This is a genomic window from Bradyrhizobium sp. IC4059 (genome assembly GCF_020193615.1).
Lineage (GTDB): Bacteria > Pseudomonadota > Alphaproteobacteria > Rhizobiales > Xanthobacteraceae > Bradyrhizobium > Bradyrhizobium yuanmingense.
In genome coordinates this window covers 522475-539186 of sequence record NZ_JADYVH010000006.1, presented here as the reverse complement: position 1 = coordinate 539186, position 16712 = coordinate 522475, and the positions used below count along the sequence as shown (strand labels likewise).

Here is a 16712-nt window from a genome sequence, read left to right as displayed (position 1 = left end):
GCGCCCGCCAGCATCACCTATCACTGGCAGAGCAGCCCCGACGGCACCACTTGGACGAACCTGGCCGCCACGACCTCGAGCCTCACCCTCGATAGCAGCCTGGTCGGCAAGCGGATCCGCGTGAATGGCACCTACACCGACCTGTTCGGCGCCAGCGAGAACGTGACCAGCGCGGCCACGGCGACGGTTGCCGCTGCGAGTGCCACCACTACGCTGTTCACCACCCAGACGCCTGTCATCACCAATGCCAGCGACGGAGTAGGTTATGAGTTGGGGATGCGCTTCACCAGCGACACCTCCGGCTCGATCCAGGCAATCCGGTACTACAAGGCTCCGAGCGAGACGGGCACGCATATCGGCCACATCTGGTCGGCTACCGGCCAGGAGCTGGCGACGGTCACGTTCACCAACGAAGGCGCATCGGGCTGGCAGCAGCAGGCGCTCGCCACGCCCCTGACCATCCAGGCCGGCACGACCTACATCGTCTCCGTCAACATCAACAGCAACTACGTCTCCACCACGCAGGGCTTCGCCTCAGCCATCAGCAATGGTGGCCTGAACGCCCCGGTGGGTGCCGGCCTCTTCGACCTGTCCAAGGGCGCCTTCCCCACCAATGTCTATCAGAATGCAAACTATTTCCGCGACGTCGTGTTCGCTGCGGGCAACGTCATCTCACTACTTAGCAGTTCCACAGTCTATGTCAGTGAGACGGGAGGGATGGCTACCATCACCGTCGTACGCTCCGGCGACCTCCAATCTCAAGCAACCGTGGAGTACACGACGAACGAAATCGGCACCGGCGGCACAGCTACCGCGGGCGAGGACTTCATCCAGCCCACGTTTAATGGCCGGTCGAACACTGGTCAGGTCGTCTTCAACCCCGGAGAGAGCACCAAGAGCTTCACCATCTCAATTGTGAAAGATCAGCTCACCGAGGGTAACGAGACGTTCGCGGTCGGGCTTCAGAATCCCGGTTCCGGTTCCCTCGGGACCCCGCGCACAGTGCTCGTGACCATCATCGACAACGACTCGCCCGTCGCGATCTCAATGGCGGACGCGGCGATAAGCGTTACCGAGAATACACAGACGGCAACGATTACGCTGCTGCGCAGCGGCAGCACCAGCCAAACAGCTACTGTCGGCTTCACGACAAGCAACGGCAGCGCCCTCGCGGGTTCCGACTACACCGCCTCGTCAGGCACGGTGACTTTCGCTGCTGGCCAGGTGACCCAGACGATCACGGTACCGATCCTCAATGATGCGACACCGGAGAATGATGAGACCTTCACGGTCACGTTGAGCAACCCAACCGGTGCCACTCTCGGCGCCGAGACAACGACGACTGTGAAAATCCTGGATAATGACAACCCCAATCTCGGCAATCTGGCGGGCGAGACGTACGTGACGGGACTGGGCCAGGGGTATGCCGGCGGGCCAACGGCGATCGATTGGACTCCAGACGGCCGCTACATGCTGATTGCCCAAAAGGACGGTGTGGTGCGTGTGGTGGACAACGGAGAACTTCGATCAACTCCGCTGATCGACATTTCGAGCGAGGTAAATGACGTCAATGATCGCGGACTGCTGGGTATCGCGGTGAACCCGAATTTCGCAACGAACCCCTATGTCTACCTGCTCTATACCTACGATCCACCCGAAACGGCGGGCCAGCCTGGCCTTGCCGGCCCCGATCAGGCCGGCAACCGACCGGCTCGCCTGGTGAGGGTCACCGTTGACCCAACCACAATGATTGCCGATCCGGCGAGCGAGGTAGTGCTGGTCGGAAAGAACAGCATCTGGGCCTATACGAGCCGTCCCGACGTAAACAGCACAGGCGATCCGAGCATCGCTCCTTCCGGCATCGTCAACGGCACCACGATCACAGCTCCGGCGAGCCAGATCGAGAGTGGATCGCAGGACAACGATCCGGACCGGACCGGCATCCAGAACCAAAACATTCGTGACTATCTGGCGACTGATAGCGATTCGCACGGCGTAGGCGCTGTTCATTTCGGCCCGGACGGTTATCTCTACCTCACCGTCGGCGATGGCGTGTCGTACAACTTCGTCGACCCCCGGGGAGTGCGCGTCCAAGACATCCACAATCTATCGGGCAAGTTGTTGCGGATCGATCCCGTTACAGGTGAGGGAGTGCCCGGCAATCCGTTCTATCAGGCAAGCGATCCAAACAGTAATGCGTCGAAGGTGTTCTACTACGGTGTTCGCAACGCGTACCGCTTCAGCTTCGATCCAGTTACCAATCTTCCTGTGCTCGGAGATGTGGGCTGGAACAGCTGGGAAGAGCTGAATACGGGGCCAGCCGGCTCGAACTTTGGATGGCCCTATCTCGAAGGCCCCGACAGGACCGGCAGCTACCAAAATCTCGCGCAGGCGATCACCTTCTATAACAATGGCAATCGGAACAATACGTCAGACCCGCCCGCGGTATTTCCGATCCTGTCTCTAAGCCATGGGGCCCCCGACAATGCCCACGTGATTACCGCGGGAGATTTCTATAATCAGAACACGATTTTTTTCGACGATGTCCAGAACGGAACGATCTTCGCTGCGACCTTGAACGCAAGCCGGCAGGTCACCAGCGTCCAATTGGTGGACAACGTACAAGGCATCGTCGACATGCAGAAGGGGCCCGACGGCTGGATGTACGGGGCCAATTTGATTGACGGCACTATCCGACGTTGGGTCGACCCCTCAGCGGGTACGGCGCTGGGGCTCGCAGCGTCGTCCTAGCAGGCGCCGGTCACTGCTTTCCCCATCGATGACGATCTGCTGGGGCGGCTTACGACTTCGGTCGATAAGGCGAGCTTTTGCACGATTGCCCGTCAGCGAACTACCTGTCGTTTTGACCAATGATCGAGATTTCGGCGATGGACCTCAGACGGGCGAGCCGGCGTCGCGCCACCAATTCCGGACCAATGGTCAAATCGGCTCCACGGTACTCGCGCCCAAGACTGAGATCTTGCGAAACTCCGCTCAAGGTGCCCGCCACATAGCGTTGAACCACTCGTACATACGCTTCGGCACCGACCATCACGGCTCGGCCAAAAATCCTATGCAAATCGTCCCCTGGTTCGTATCTCGAATGCACTGTCTCAAAGATCGGCCCGCTGTCGACGCCGGACGTGCATTCGTGAATGGTCGCACCGAGCATGTCCAACTCGTCGTTGACTACAGGCCAAAAGCTGCACGCGGTTCCGCGATACTGGGGGCTAATACCTGTATGCAGATTGATGCAGATATCGGTTGCAGAGTCGAGGACCGCATCCTTCACGACCGACGTGCCGTAACTAAGAATCGCATCGGGGCGTCTCTGCCGCAGGACTTCCAAGCTTGCGGTGCCGTTTATGCCCTCGACATAGACGATTCGATCAGATGCATAGAATGTTTGAGCCTTTTGCCCCAACAGACTTTCAAGTGACCGGGTCCGGGCCTCATCGTCTCGAATCATCTTGAGAAAGACAGCACGGGTTGCCTTTCCTAAGAAATGCACCAACCCCTTCCGTACGGCGCGCCGCAGTCTTGTTCTCCGTGCTGACCGGTCCACAATGATGCGGTCAATGGCGAGTCCAGCGCAAAGCATGTTTGCGACATAGCGATGTTCTGGGCCATCCCGCGTCAGAATCACTATTCTCTTTTGTTCGGGCTGCCCAGCTACCATAGCCAATCTCTCGCACACCGTAGTACAGGCATAATCCGGAGCTTGAACGGAATCTCTTCTGGCGCGGCGTTCCCCAGGCTAATCCGATAGAAAATGTCAGCCGCCGGTTTAAAGCGGTTGCTTTTCGCATGCACTAAAAAGATCGCCTTGTGATTACGCCGTGCGGCGCGCAGCGCACCTTCGGTCGCGTCCAATGCATTCCCATAGGGAATACTCAGGCATTGAACCGTTTGTCCCGATAACTTCTCCAGAAGCTCTCGGCTTTGCACGATCTCGGTCTCCAACTCGCTCGATGAAAGCGAACGAAAGAACGTGTGGCTCATCGAGTGGTTTCCTACTTCTATCCCTAAGCTCGCAAACCGCTTGATATCGGTGATATTAAGAAAAAGCTTCGATGTACGCCGGAGTTCCAATTCATTGGTGCCCATTGCGGTACACAGCTGCTGCTTCGCCTCGGCAATTTGCGCCTGAGTCCATTTTGAAATCACGTTAGCGATGAGCCTAGGGACTGATGTTGGTCCGGTTTCGTTGATGTTCAGGAGAGCTATCAGTTGCTGTTTACCGAGCACCACCGCTGCCAACGATAAGATATTATCCACTGGCAATCTGCTTCCCAGCAGCGTTGTCGGATTGACGAAGAACAGCGAAGGTGCATTTGCCGTTTTAAGGACAGTACTTGCGGTATCGAGAACTGAGCGATATGCGTCATCGAAGGTGATCAGCAAAGGTTTACGCGGCAGAGTGCCATTTACAAGGTCCGATCCGCTCACCACGTCAAAATGACGCGCGAAATACTTGACGTGCTTCTCAAAAACCTCTGGCCTTGTAACAACTCCAAGCTTGCTGGTTAACGGGTCTTCACGGTCCGCGATATGATGATAGACCACAATGGTAACGTCGCGCCGCATCAGTGGCTATCCCTGGCGCGAGCGGGATAACGCGTCCCCTAACGGACGTTCCACAGCCGCTACCTCCTCTGGCAGCTTGTTGCGCGGATTGCCGCGCGCGCTCCTCACGCCGACATTGCTCCAGCCATTCACCCAGCGTTGACGATGCTGCCAGACATAGCGCCAGTTTCGCGCCTTTTCACGCAGATCACTTCTGCCGGAGACCAGGCCGGCCGTTCCGTACGCAAGCAAGCGCAGGAGGGGGAGAAGCATGTACAGTGTCTTGCCTGCGAGAATCGTCGCAGCAGAATTGTGACGCCGCAGCAGCGTGATCCGGCCGGCAAGGACCTTGATGCGTTGCTCTGCTTGATCGGGCTCGGAAGACTGGCCGTAATGAATGATGGTAGCTGCAGGCGTGATGGTTGGGGATGCACCAAGCTTGCGCGCCCGGCGGCACAAGTCCGCTTCTTCACCGTACATGAAAAACTCGGGATCAAAGCCGTCAAGTTGCTTCCAAAGTTCGCGGTCTATGAGAAGAAAGCAGCCCGTGACAATGTCGACTGCACGAATGCTGTCACGCTTCCAACCACCGTATCCTTCGGGATTGAAAACCGAGCTGCTGCGCTTCAAGCTGGTCAGACCAGTAGCAAAACAGAAGATGCTCCATAAGGTGGCATCTCCCCAACAGGAGCCAGGATTCAAGCGGCCGTCAGACAGCACGGTGCGCCCGCCCCAGATCCCAAAGCGCGGATTCGCATCGGCGAACTCGTGCAGATGATCGATTGCGCGATTCAAGATCAGGGTGTCCGGGTTGAGCAGCAAAAACCGGCGTCCCCGCGCCCGCATCGCGACGATGTTGTTGGCGCCGGCAAACCCAAGATTTTCTTGCGACGCGATGAGCTCGAGTTGAGGGAAGTTTGCGCGAATGGCTTCCGGAGATCCGTCTGTTGAAGCGTTATCGAAAACGATGACTTCGTAGAGTACTGTCGTTGTTTGTGCCAAGACAGATCGAATACATTCGAGCGTCATGGTGCGCGTGTTGTAGCTCACGATGATGATCGAAATGTCGGGCTCAGCGGCCCGATAAATTGCATCCGACATGGGATTCAGCCTCATGCGATACGTCAGGCCCCCTTCAATGTTCGACCGAACCCATCTTCGACAACCATCTTGCTCGAACGCGATTTGTCAGGCCCGTCCTTCCTGATGGTCGGCAAACCATCCGGAATTGGCTCATCAATGTGGTGAGTGCCTGGCGACCCGGCTCGGCCATGCTAAGTGCGCGCAGCCTTCCTCGTCTTCTGTATGGCATAACCGACTGGAACCCACGATTAAATATTTATATTGTTAAATTGGTTTAATTTGCAAGTTGTTATTTCCGGACGAGCGACCTTAATCCGAGAATGCAAGCCGCGCGGGACTGGGGCAGGAAAATGGATCAGCGGATCCGAGGCTGAGGAAGCAAGCTCCCCGGGACGAGCTGGCCATTGACGATGGTTGCACTCCTGACGTTTTCCCATTTGGTGATCGTCATTGTTCCGCCGCCCGCATTGTTAATCAGAAATGCGCCGTACAGGAACGGACCAACGAAATACACATCCTTAAGGGAAACAGTGACGTTCATGCCATCGGGATGCATTCGCAACCCGTAAGGTCCGCCCCAGAACAAGACGTTCTCAAAGCTAACTGAGCCCCCCAATCCATCAGCGTAGAAGAAACCGGCCGTTGCATTCGTGTTGTTGTAGGTCTTGAATGTTGTATTGCGAACCGTGATGGCGTTGGTTTTGCCAGGATCATAACACTGAAGCCCGTCTGCGTGATCGCCCGGCAAACCCTTGGTTTCGATGTAGACGCCGTCCATGTTGATGCCGCCAATACCGTCGGAGCCAATACACCGGAATCCCTCGTTGGATCGAATGCGGGAGTTTTTCAGAGTGCAATCCCCGCAAACGACGGAGCTTCCATCGTTGTTGTGATCCCAGGACCGATGCTCGACGACTTCACCGTTGCTGAAGAACTTCCCGTAACGGGTGTATGGCTCGGAGGTATTTCCAGCAAAGCGGGGGTCATCAAATGAGAGTGGAGGAGCCGACGCAGGAGAAGGCAGCCGCGAGGAGGCAGGACCTGCCGCTTGGCTGGAGGAAAGTGTTTGATCCGCCAGTGCGGAACCGGCGTAACACAAGCCGGCGGCTATTTGCGCCCAGCTAAAGCCTCGCCAACGCGATAATTTCTTCACAGATTTCCCCTTCAAATGATTGCGACCATGCGGAATTGCGCGTTCAGACCGCAGGCGATCTTAACCAGAGATATTTCACTGAATGGTTGTCGGGTTCATGCTCCCTTCCCTTCGATTCTCGCCCACAGAATGTGGCGTGGCATTTGCACCCGAACCCAGCGATAGTGAACGCGCGACCATGGTTTGATTTCGGGTGATAGATTGTCGAGGACGAGATCGCCATTTCGCGTGCGCACGAGAAGCACGAGGTGGTGCTCTCCGGAACTGACGACGACTTCGCTCAGTAGCAGGACTCGCGCAGGCCAGCCGCGTCGAAGCAATTCGTGGCGCTTGCTTACGGCGTAGTCATTGCAATCGCCGTGCTTCGGGTTGATGACCCATTCCTCGCCGGCAAGGCCGAGCTCGTTGCGCGTCGGCACGATGGCGAAATTGACCGCGCGATTGACCTCCTGCAGAGCCGCCCAGCGGTCCTCGGTCAGCCGGATCGGCCCACCGCGAAACGAGCGCGGCGGAAGACATTCCGCCTCGTAGCGCAGGCAGAACACCGTGTACGCAAGGGGCGGCAGCGTCGGGTTTCCCAGTTCGATGTGCTGCCCTGACCGCGGCGTAGCCGGCAAGGACATGCGCCCCGCCCCGGCCCATTGAACTCCTCTGAGCATGATAGCGACCGCCACGACGGAGCCGAAGGTTCGATACATCTGCCGATCCCCTCGCAAACGCAAAACTGAGGCTCGGATCCGCTGGCAGGCTGACACCGACAGTCCCGCGGCAACCATATTTCATCTTTAATTTATTTAATTTAATTGTCAATTAAATATAAGCGGCGGGAAGAAATAATGCGTTTGCGCATTATTCAGTACAGCCAACAAGCAGATCGCCCCCGCAGACGCGTCCCGGCCCGGCCGCATCGCCGGCCGCTATGAGCTGCTCCGCAGCGTTCAGAAATAAGCCGCCAATTTAACGATTCCCACGAATTAATCGTTGATTCAATGCGCCCTCCGGCAGATCGTATTCCGAACGACCTCTCCGCCTCACAATCGAGATTGCACATGCCGGAAGAACTGCTCGTCATTTTGGGGGCTGAAGCCATCCTGCTTGTCTTCGTCACAGCGATGACTCTGCGCAGCAAGCGAATGGATGTGCTGAGCGGGCTGCACCGCCGGGCGGTTAGCTGGTCCGCCTGCCAACACAGCGAGCCCGCGCCATACTCGGTCCGTGCGCGCGCCGGAGCTTTGCTGTCGGCACTGCCGACGTGGATCGGTACTGCCAGGCTCACCCCAGCCAATCTCTGGCGGCTGCTCAGACACGCCCAATCAGGCCTGACGAAGGGGCGAAAGCTGTCCACCCTTGTGGCTCGTTCCTGGCGGCCAGAGCCCCCTCAAGCCACGCCGTCCGTCTCCAGCCGCATTGCAGGGGCTCGTCGTCAGCTCGGTGCTCGTTGATGCGGCCAACGTTGCGGTCTGCCCCGCATCGACTCGATCGATCTCGCGGCGCAATCTTGAGCTCCGGGCGGTCGAAGCCAACGATAGGCTTCGGATGCAATGCGACGAGCGGCGAGCCATCCGCAGCGAGCAGCTCTCCTCGGTGTTCACCCAGCTCACGGCACGCCTGCAAGCCCGTCGTTATCTTTTCATTTGGGCTTCTTTTTCGTCTTGAACATCAATGTTATTCGCAGCAATGGACAAACTCTTGAGATTCCTCTCAGCCCCGAGTGCGGGTGCGCTCGGGGCTGTGTCGTTTCAAATCCAAAGGGCTCAGCGCTCTTTGAATGCGCGCTGCGCCTGATCGTGTAGCGGCTTGAGCAGATAGGACAACGCGGTCCGCCCCGCCGTCTTGATAAAGGCCTCGACAGGCATGCCGGGCAGCAACTTGGCCGAGCCGAGCTTCGCCAGCTCTTCCGTCTTCAGCAAGACGCGGCCTGTGTAGTAACTCGTGCCAGCACGCTGATCCTGCGTGATGTCTGCCGAGACCATGCTGACCTCGCCGTCGATTTCGGGCGTGGTCTTCTGGTTGAATGCTGCGAAGCGCATTGTCGCGGTCTGCCCCACGTAGACCTGATCGATATCCTTCGGTGCGATCTTGACTTCGACCGCGAGCGAGTCCGCGTCAGGAACGATCAGCATGATTTGCTCGCCCGGAGAGATCACCCCCCCGACCGTGTGGACGCTGAGCTCGTGGACGCGACCGGATTGTGGCGCCCGGATATCGACCCGATTCAACTGATCCACCGCCGCAGTCTTGCGCTCGCCCAGCTCGGAGAGTTTCGAGCGGGTTTCGATCAGGTCCTTGCCGACCTCGGTACGGAGGTCCTGGTCGATCTGAATGATTTGGAGTCCGATTTCGGAGATCTTGCCCTTCGACTGAGCGATCATTCCTGCGAGCTGGCTGCGCTCGCCCTCGATGCGGGCGGAGTCGCGCTCGAGGGAATTGAGCCGGGTGATCGGCACCAGGTTCTTCTGCCAGAGGCTGCGCACGCCCTCCAGCTCCTGTCGGATGAACTCCACTTCCTTCTGCTTGGCCTCCGTCTGCCCCATATAGCCCTTGATTTCGTTCTCCAACTGCGCGCTCTTCTCCTGCAACTGCGCTTTTTGGCCGCTCCTCGCCTGACGACGCAGGTCGAACAGCTTCCGCTCCGCGGCGATTGCACGGCTTGCCTCGGAGTTGCTCTCTTTGGCCCGGTCGAGCAGTACCTTTGGAAACACGACCTGTTCGGCACTATCGCGCTCGGCCTCGAGACGGGCCTGCCGTGCCAGCAATTCGTCGATGCTATTCGTGACGATCGTCGCATTCGCGAGCGTCTGCGTCTCGTCGAGGCGGATCAGAATGTCGCCTGCATTGACCCGATCGCCCTGGCGCACGCGCAACTCTCCGACGATTCCACCCGTGGCGTGCTGGACCTTCTTGACGCTCGAATCCACCACGACCACGCCCTGCGCGATCACCGCGCCCGACAACTGGGAAGTCGTCGCCCAGCCGCCGACCCCAAAAGTCACCAAAGCGAACATGATCATTCCGACGATCATGTAACGTTGGATGGACTGCAACGCCGGCGCAATCTGATCGTTCATCGGCCGCCTCCTTGAGCTTCTGCGACGACCTTCAGCGGCACCGGAGTCCGCAGCACTCTCTTGAGTACCTCCTCTCGCTTGCCGAAGGACTGAACTCTGCCTTCGCCGAGGCACAATACATGGTCCACACCTTCCAGCGCCTTCGGCCGATGAGCGACAACGGCCACAATCCCTCCGCGGCGTCGCACGTTCAGGATCGCCTCTGTCAGAGCCTCCTCGCCCTCCGCATCTAGATTGGAAGAGGGTTCGTCAAGCACGACCAGGAAGGGTTTGCCGTAAAAAGCGCGCGCAAGCGCGATACGCTGCCGCTGCCCCGCCGACAGCGCCAGCCCTCCCTCGCCGATCTTCGTGCTGTACCCGTCCGGCAGTGAGAGGACGAGGTCATGCGCGCCCGCGGCGCGGGCGGCTTCCAGAACAGCGGCGGCGGTTGCGTTCGGGTCGAAGCGTGCAATGTTCATCGCAATGCTGCCGTCGAACAATTCTACGTCTTGGGGCAGATAACCGATGTGCTTGCCGAGGTCGTCAGAAGACCAGTGATCGAGGGCGGCGTTGTCGAGCCGGATCCTGCCTCGAATGCACGGCCACACGCCAACCAGCGCACGCGCCAGCGTCGACTTGCCGGATCCGCTCGGACCGATGATTCCGACCGCCTGCCCACTCCGCAGCTGGAATGACACTTCGCTGAGAGTGGGTCTCTCGGAGTTCGGAGCACTGATATAGAGGTTCTCGGCGCTAAGGGTTTCCACAGGCGCAGGCAATGCCAACCGCTCCTCCTCCTGAGGAAGAAGCTTCAGCAAATAATCGAGCCGTTGTCCCGATTGGCGCGCCGCGACGAACCCCTTCCAGTTCGCAATTGCCATTTCGACAGGCGCAAGGGCCCTCGCGGTGAGGATCGATCCGGCAATGATGATGCCGGCCGTCGATTCCTGGTTGATGACGAGGACGGCGCCAACGGCAAGAACCAGCGATTGCAAGATCGCGCGGAAAATCTTCGAGGCACCACCGAGTCCGTTTGCGACATCGCTGGCCCGTTCATGGGCTGCGAGGTACTTTGCGTTGGCATCCTGCCAACGCAAAGCCGCTTGTTGCCGCATACCCATGGCCTGCAGAACTTCGGCGTTGCGCCGTCCCTCGAGCGCGAGGGCAGTTCGCGAAATGGCAAGACGCGAGCTCGCCTTTGCCGGACCTCGGGTACGCGTTTCCGTGAGCATCGTAATGCCGACCAGCACCAACGCACCAGCCAGCGCAGTGATGCCAATCCAGAAGTGAAAGAGGAAGCAGACGCCGAGATAGATCGGCATCCAGGGCAGATCGAAGAGCGCCGTCGGCCCTCCGCTCGACAGGAAGCTGCGGACCTGATCGAGGTCCCGCACCGGCTGCAGGCCGTCGCCATCCGCTCTGGTCTTCAAAGGCAGGCGAACAAGAGCGTCGAAGATGCGAATCCCGAGACTTTCATCGAAATACCGGCCCACCCGGGCGCTGATCCTGCTCCTGACGAAGTCGAGCCCGCCCTGAAACAGGTAGAGCACCGTTGCCAGAGCCAACAGAGCGACAAGAGTCGGTATGCTGCGTCCGGGCAGCACCCGATCATAGACTTGCAGCATGAAGAACGAGCCGGTGAGCATCAGAAGGTTGCTCATGCCGCTGAATGCCGCTAGCGCCCAGAAAATCCGGCGGCAAGACCGCAGGAACGCCGACAACTCTGACTGCGACTCGTCATAGTGATCCACTGGCCGGGGTCGACCAGCGAATATCCGTGACCGCAGCACTTCGATCAGGCCCTTTGCCCAGCCGATCAGTTGCGGCGTCTGCAGTTGAGCGTTTTCCGCCCACTGCCGTCCGGCTGACCAGAGTCCTGATATGTAAAGAACTGGAATTCGATAGAGATTTGCGGGCGGGGGGAATACCCCCCGCCGTCCAAAGTCAATCATGGCTTCTGCCCCTGAAACGCGCCTTTGTTGGAAGATCCCTCAAGAGATCCCCCAAGGCAGTTGTTGAAGATTGCTCTCTGTGGATGCCGTCCCCTACGCGAAGTGGAAGTCGTTGCTGGTCAACGAGCCGAGCTTGGCGTTCTTCAGCGTGAGCGTATCGCTCCCCGTCGCGATCACGACATCGGTGCCTGACTGCGTCGCGTGGGAAAGAACGCTGGCAAAACTGTCGAACACACTCTTGCTGAACTCGATCGTGTCGTGAGCAGGTCCGCGGGCAACGAAGCCCTTGATGACGTCGTTGCCGAAGTTCGCGCCAAACACGAAAGTATCGGCCTGGCTGCTGCCAACGAAGGTGTCATCGCCGGAAGTGCTGGTCAGGGTCGTGTTGCCCGGCGAAGCGATGAACGTACTGCCCGCAATAGCCGCGTTGCTACCGGTTGCAGTGGATGACGTAGCTACGCTGGACGTACCGATCTGCCCGTCACTGTTCAGGTCCTGATGGAAGCTGGTCTCCAGCGTCTTGAGGCCAGAGTCCGTACCCGACACCGAGCCACCGTCCGTGGAGCCGGTCAGGGAGCTGACATGAGACACGTAGTTGCCGTTATTGTCGGTATTCCACGCCGTGTACTGACCGGTGCTCGTCTCCTTCCAGGCAACTTGATAGCCCGTCGCCGTCTTCTCCGCGCCAATGGGAGTCCAGGTGCCATCGGACCCGCCCACGAAATCCACGCCGTTATCCTTTAGCGTCGGGCCAGTGCCGGTGCTGCCGTTGAGGTAGTATTTGCCGCCACTCTCAACGAGACTTGTCACACCAGCCGATTCGACGACCTTGCCAGTCGTCGGGGTTGGCGACGTCGGGATGGTCGCAGTGGAAGTACCTACCTGCCCGTCACCGTTCAGATCCTGATGGAAGCTCGTCTCGAGCGACTTAAGGCCAGAGTCAGTACCCGACACCGAGCCACCGTCTGTGGAGCCGGTCAGGGAGCTGACATGGGACACGTAGTTGCCGTTATTGTCGGTGTTCCACGCCGTGTACAGACCCGTGCTCGTCTCCTTCCACGCAACCACATAGCCCGTCGCCGTCTTCTCCGCACCGATGGGAGTCCAGGTGCCATCCGACCCTTTCACAAACTGCACACCGTTGTCCTTCAGCGTGGGGCCCGATCCGGTGCTGCCATTGAGGTAATATTTGCCGCCGCTCTCAACGAGAGCTGTCGCGCCAGCCGACTCGACCACCGTGCCGGCAGTCGGCGAGGTCGGTGTGGCTGGCGCCGAGGTGCCGGTGATGCTGGCGGTGAACGCAGTGGACGCCGGGCCGGTATTGCCTGCTGCATCCGTTGCCTTCGCGGTAAGGCTGTGCGAGCCGGCCGCAAGGGCGCTGGTTGTATAGCTCCACCCGCCGGTGCTGTTGGCAGTCGCGGTCCCGATCTGGGTCGTGCCGTCGAACACCTTCACGACGCTGCTCGCTTCGGCACTGCCCGACATCACCACCTGATTGGCGGTGTTCACGGTATGGCTGGCAATGGTCGGCGCAGTCGGAGCCTTGGTATCGATAGTGATTGCCAACGCAGACGACGCCGCGCTGGTCTGACCCGACGAGCTGGTCGCCGTTGCGGTCAGCGTATGTTTGGCGTCGGTCAGGATCTTGGTGATGTAGTCCCAACTGCCGCTCGAGTCCGTAGTCGTCGAACCAATTTGGGTCGTACCGTCGTAGATCTTGACCGTGCTGCCGGCAGCCGCGGTGCCCTTGAGCTCGATGGTATTGTCGTTGGTAATCTTGTCGCCAGCGGTGCCGCTGTCGGTCGAGAACGACGCGATAGTCGGAGCATCCGGCGCGGTCGGCGTGCTGGGTGCGGTCGGTCCTTCAACCGGAAGGGGAGGCGGGATAAGATCGCCGGGAATGAGTTGACCGTCCACGATCGTGGCGTAGCGAACATTCTCCCATTGCGTGATGTGTATGTTCGCATTGACCTCCTCCAACCAAAGCGCGCCATACGCAAATGGCCCCACAAAATACACGTCCTTGAGGGCGAGGTAGTCATCGTGACCGGCTCCTGCGTCCGCGGCAATGCGCAGACCAAATGGGCCACCGTCGAACACCACGTTATTGAAAGTGAACGTTCCGCTATAACCATCTGCGATGAACAGCCCAGCAGTGGCATTCTGGTCGTGCGATACAATGGTCGAGTTTGTAATGGTCAGATTCCCGGTGGCGCCGGGAGCATAGGCCTGAATTCCGTCGGCGTGATCGCCCGACAGTCCCGTTGTCTCGATGTACGTATTGTTGATGGTGACATCACCGCTGCCCCCAATGCGCACGCCTTCCCTTGAAGAAATACGGACGTCGTCGATGGTGAACGAGCCGCTCCCTCCGACGGCGACAGTGTCGCTCTGGTCGGAAATGCTCACACCCGAAATCGTCTCTCCATTTCCAAGCCAGACCGTCCCCGAATTGGTCTGGTCGCTAAACATCGGATCATTCCATGTCAGAGGAATGGATGCCATCTAGTTTTCTCCTGTTAATTTCAATCTGGTTTGCCCCTGGCACGCGCCCAATTGTTTCCCCAAGCGACGCGACCCCAAGTGCGACTCTGCTGGCGCAGCGCCGTTGGGGTGCGTCTTCCCGGCGGGTGGAGGCTTTTTTGCGACGACACGACGGCTCACCCAAGGTAATTTCCTGAGCTACCCTAGACACATTCGCATCGCGCGAATTAAATGCCGGAAATTTCTTCAGTCCGATCAACCACTCGTGCACCGCATTGAACGAGGGCCACACGGAGCGGTCGAAGATATACAAAAGTATGCCGGAATCGATGTTACGCCTTCGCCACTAGACAACAGCTTACCAAGTGTCGTCGACGGCGCCACAGCAGAAAACAAATTAAATATTTCGATCCACAAGATTATCTGCCGCCAAACACGACATAATTTTTTGTCCAGACAATCAACAGCGCGAGCGTCCAGCAAGAGCATTTGAGCACACATCGCGCTGCGAACAATCCGAACCCGTATTGCCCGATTCAGGTAACGGCCAATCCAGCGCCATCCGCAAAGCGCGCCAAGCAAAGCAAATGCCGTTCCGGACACACCATTCAGATCGAGAGTTACGAGCGCGCACCGATCATCCTGATCGTTGATGTCCCCCGAACCCAGCACACAGTCACCCGCTCCCCCGGCAGGGTCGCAACAAGATGTTCGATCAGGTCCTGCCGACGACCTAACCATACTCCGCCGCGTCTGACTGATGCAAAGTCAAGCCACCGTCGTCGGTCTGCACCGATCAGAAACTCAGATCTCGGAAGCTCGCGTCAAGAAACTCGGCAACATGCTTTCTCGCCAATAATGCGTTCAAACCCGCGATCTGCTTCTCGTCGATAGCTCGACTGCTGACAGATCTCACGTTTGCCACAACATTCGACGGATTGGACGAGAAAAAGATGACGATCCCGTTTGGATTTGCATTCAGCGCATGAGCCAGCAGTAGATGAGCCAGCTCTGTCGAATCGCGTGGATCTACCTGCGTCAGCGAACGCCATTCAGCCGCCATCCGCTCATCGGACAACAATCTATCGAGCAGTATTTTAAATCGGCTGGTAAGAGACGAATGCGTAATCACGAGGCGGTTAGTTGCCGGAACTTTCCTGACGTTCATATTCCAGATGGCATTTGGAATCTGCACAACGTCGAACAGCGCTGCATATCTTTGGAGGATGGACACCGTCTCCTCTATGCCTGTCGCTATGCCAACGGCGCGGACCTTCCCTTCACGCTTGAGATCATCGAGAAGACGGATCAGGTCCGTTTCCTCTACGTCGGCAGCGCTGCACTCGTGCAGGAGTAGAACATCGAGATAATCTGTACGCAATTCCTTGAGACTAGTCTCGACACTTTCTCGGAATTCCACGAGACCAAAGGCTCCGAAACGCGGCAGATAGTTGGACGGCACAGGCAGGTAATTCTTTGAACTTGGCGCGACATTGTGCAGAAGACGAATGCTACGACCCATTGCGCGGACATGAAGTGCGCGACTTTGTGGGACAATGCCCGCCTTGCTTGCCAGAACCAGGCGCTCCCGCTTTCGCGCCGCCAACTCTCCCAGAATGCCCTCTGCGCGACCGGCACCATACATTCGCGCAGTATCAAAATATGTGACCCCACAATCCATAGCTGCTTCGAGCAACTTAAGAGCCTCACGGCGGGTTCGTCGCTTGCTCAACAGTGCGCCGGATCCAAAACCTAGGGGGAGCATGTTTCGCGGAAGGATTTCTCGAAACGGCGCGGCAGCAGCCACCGTCATGACGCGCCTCCGGCTAGTCCGAATGCAGCTTCTCGCCTTGTTTGGGCGACGGTGCTCACCGCGTGATGGCATGCGCGCGCGGTCAGAGCGAGAATGGTCAACGTGGGATTTTGCGTGCCCTGGGACGGGAAACAGGCACCATCCGTAACGTACAATCCCTGTGCGTCCCAGCACTGGTTATTTGGATCGAGCACGGAGGTCGCGGGGTCGATACCCATCCGGGCGGTCCCGCACTCATGAATCGCGGAGCCAGGCGGGGCCGGCCGTTCATTAACCCGGCTCAACGTCACGCCAGCTGTTGCGGCGATCTCGCGTATGGCAGCTGCCTGATCGCGGGCACGCGCCAAATCCGCTTCGCTATAGCGGCAGTCGATATGCAATACGGGGATTCCCCATACATCCCGTCGTGTAGGATGTAGCGCTACTCGGTTTTCGGCACGAGGAAGCATTTCACCGAAGCTAACCGCAGTAAAATGGGAACGCCCGTGCCCTCCTGGAAATTGATACAACTGCACGCCAAAACCTCGCCCGCCGAGGGGCGCGGGCCTGTCGCGCGCATCGAAGCGTGGAAGGTAAATCGCGCACCCATCTTCGAGCACTGGGCTGGGCTTCAG

11 protein-coding genes are annotated in these 16712 nt (G+C 58.6%); 2 read left to right on the top strand and 9 right to left on the bottom strand.

The features are described from left to right. The coding region (locus tag I6F12_RS21910; RefSeq protein ID WP_225157193.1) for a DUF4082 domain-containing protein at window positions 1-2751 on the top strand (2751 nt) is incomplete at its 5' end. A gap of 100 nt (window positions 2752-2851) precedes the next feature. Here I6F12_RS21910 and I6F12_RS21905 read toward each other — a convergent pair. The 5 genes from I6F12_RS21905 to I6F12_RS21885 all read right to left on the bottom strand — a co-directional run bounded on the left by I6F12_RS21905 (window position 2852) and on the right by I6F12_RS21885 (window position 7500). Further along, on the bottom strand, window positions 2852-3511 hold the full coding sequence (locus I6F12_RS21905; protein ID WP_225157192.1) for a formyl transferase: 660 nt from the start codon (window positions 3509-3511) through the stop codon (window positions 2852-2854). Between the two features lie 161 nt (window positions 3512-3672). Further along, window positions 3673-4587 (bottom strand): polysaccharide deacetylase family protein, encoded by a 915-nt coding sequence (locus tag I6F12_RS21900; RefSeq protein WP_225132508.1) that lies wholly within the window; start codon window positions 4585-4587, stop codon window positions 3673-3675. Between the two features lie 6 nt (window positions 4588-4593). Then, window positions 4594-5667: a glycosyltransferase family 2 protein gene (locus tag I6F12_RS21895; RefSeq protein ID WP_225157191.1), complete on the bottom strand. Its 1074-nt coding sequence runs from the start codon at window positions 5665-5667 to the stop codon at window positions 4594-4596. Window positions 5668-6004: 337 nt separating this feature from the next. After that, window positions 6005-6802, bottom strand: coding sequence for a hypothetical protein (locus I6F12_RS21890; RefSeq protein WP_128265386.1), 798 nt, complete (start codon window positions 6800-6802; stop codon window positions 6005-6007). 95 nt (window positions 6803-6897) lie between these two features. Further along, window positions 6898-7500, bottom strand: coding sequence for a transglutaminase-like cysteine peptidase (locus tag I6F12_RS21885; protein ID WP_225157190.1), 603 nt, complete (start codon window positions 7498-7500; stop codon window positions 6898-6900). A gap of 351 nt (window positions 7501-7851) precedes the next feature. Between I6F12_RS21885 and I6F12_RS21880 the strand changes: the two genes are divergently transcribed. Continuing rightward, window positions 7852-8244, top strand: a complete 393-nt coding sequence (locus I6F12_RS21880) for a hypothetical protein (RefSeq protein WP_225132511.1) — start codon at window positions 7852-7854, stop codon at window positions 8242-8244. Window positions 8245-8556: 312 nt separating this feature from the next. Here the strand turns inward: I6F12_RS21880 and I6F12_RS21875 are convergent, their stop codons facing one another. The 4 genes from I6F12_RS21875 to I6F12_RS21860 form a co-directional block, all read right to left on the bottom strand. Beyond that, on the bottom strand, window positions 8557-9870 hold the full coding sequence (locus I6F12_RS21875; protein WP_225144592.1) for an HlyD family type I secretion periplasmic adaptor subunit: 1314 nt from the start codon (window positions 9868-9870) through the stop codon (window positions 8557-8559). Next, a complete protein-coding gene (locus I6F12_RS21870) occupies window positions 9867-11801 on the bottom strand; it encodes a type I secretion system permease/ATPase (protein ID WP_225157189.1) in 1935 nt (644 codons plus the stop codon). The genes I6F12_RS21875 and I6F12_RS21870 overlap by 4 nt, the downstream gene beginning before the upstream one ends. A 93-nt stretch (window positions 11802-11894) precedes the next feature. Then, window positions 11895-14306 (bottom strand): Ig-like domain-containing protein, encoded by a 2412-nt coding sequence (locus tag I6F12_RS21865; RefSeq protein ID WP_225157188.1) that lies wholly within the window; start codon window positions 14304-14306, stop codon window positions 11895-11897. 775 nt (window positions 14307-15081) lie between these two features. Then, window positions 15082-16098 (bottom strand): aldo/keto reductase, encoded by a 1017-nt coding sequence (locus tag I6F12_RS21860; protein ID WP_225132515.1) that lies wholly within the window; start codon window positions 16096-16098, stop codon window positions 15082-15084. Between the last annotated feature and the right edge of the window lie 614 nt (window positions 16099-16712).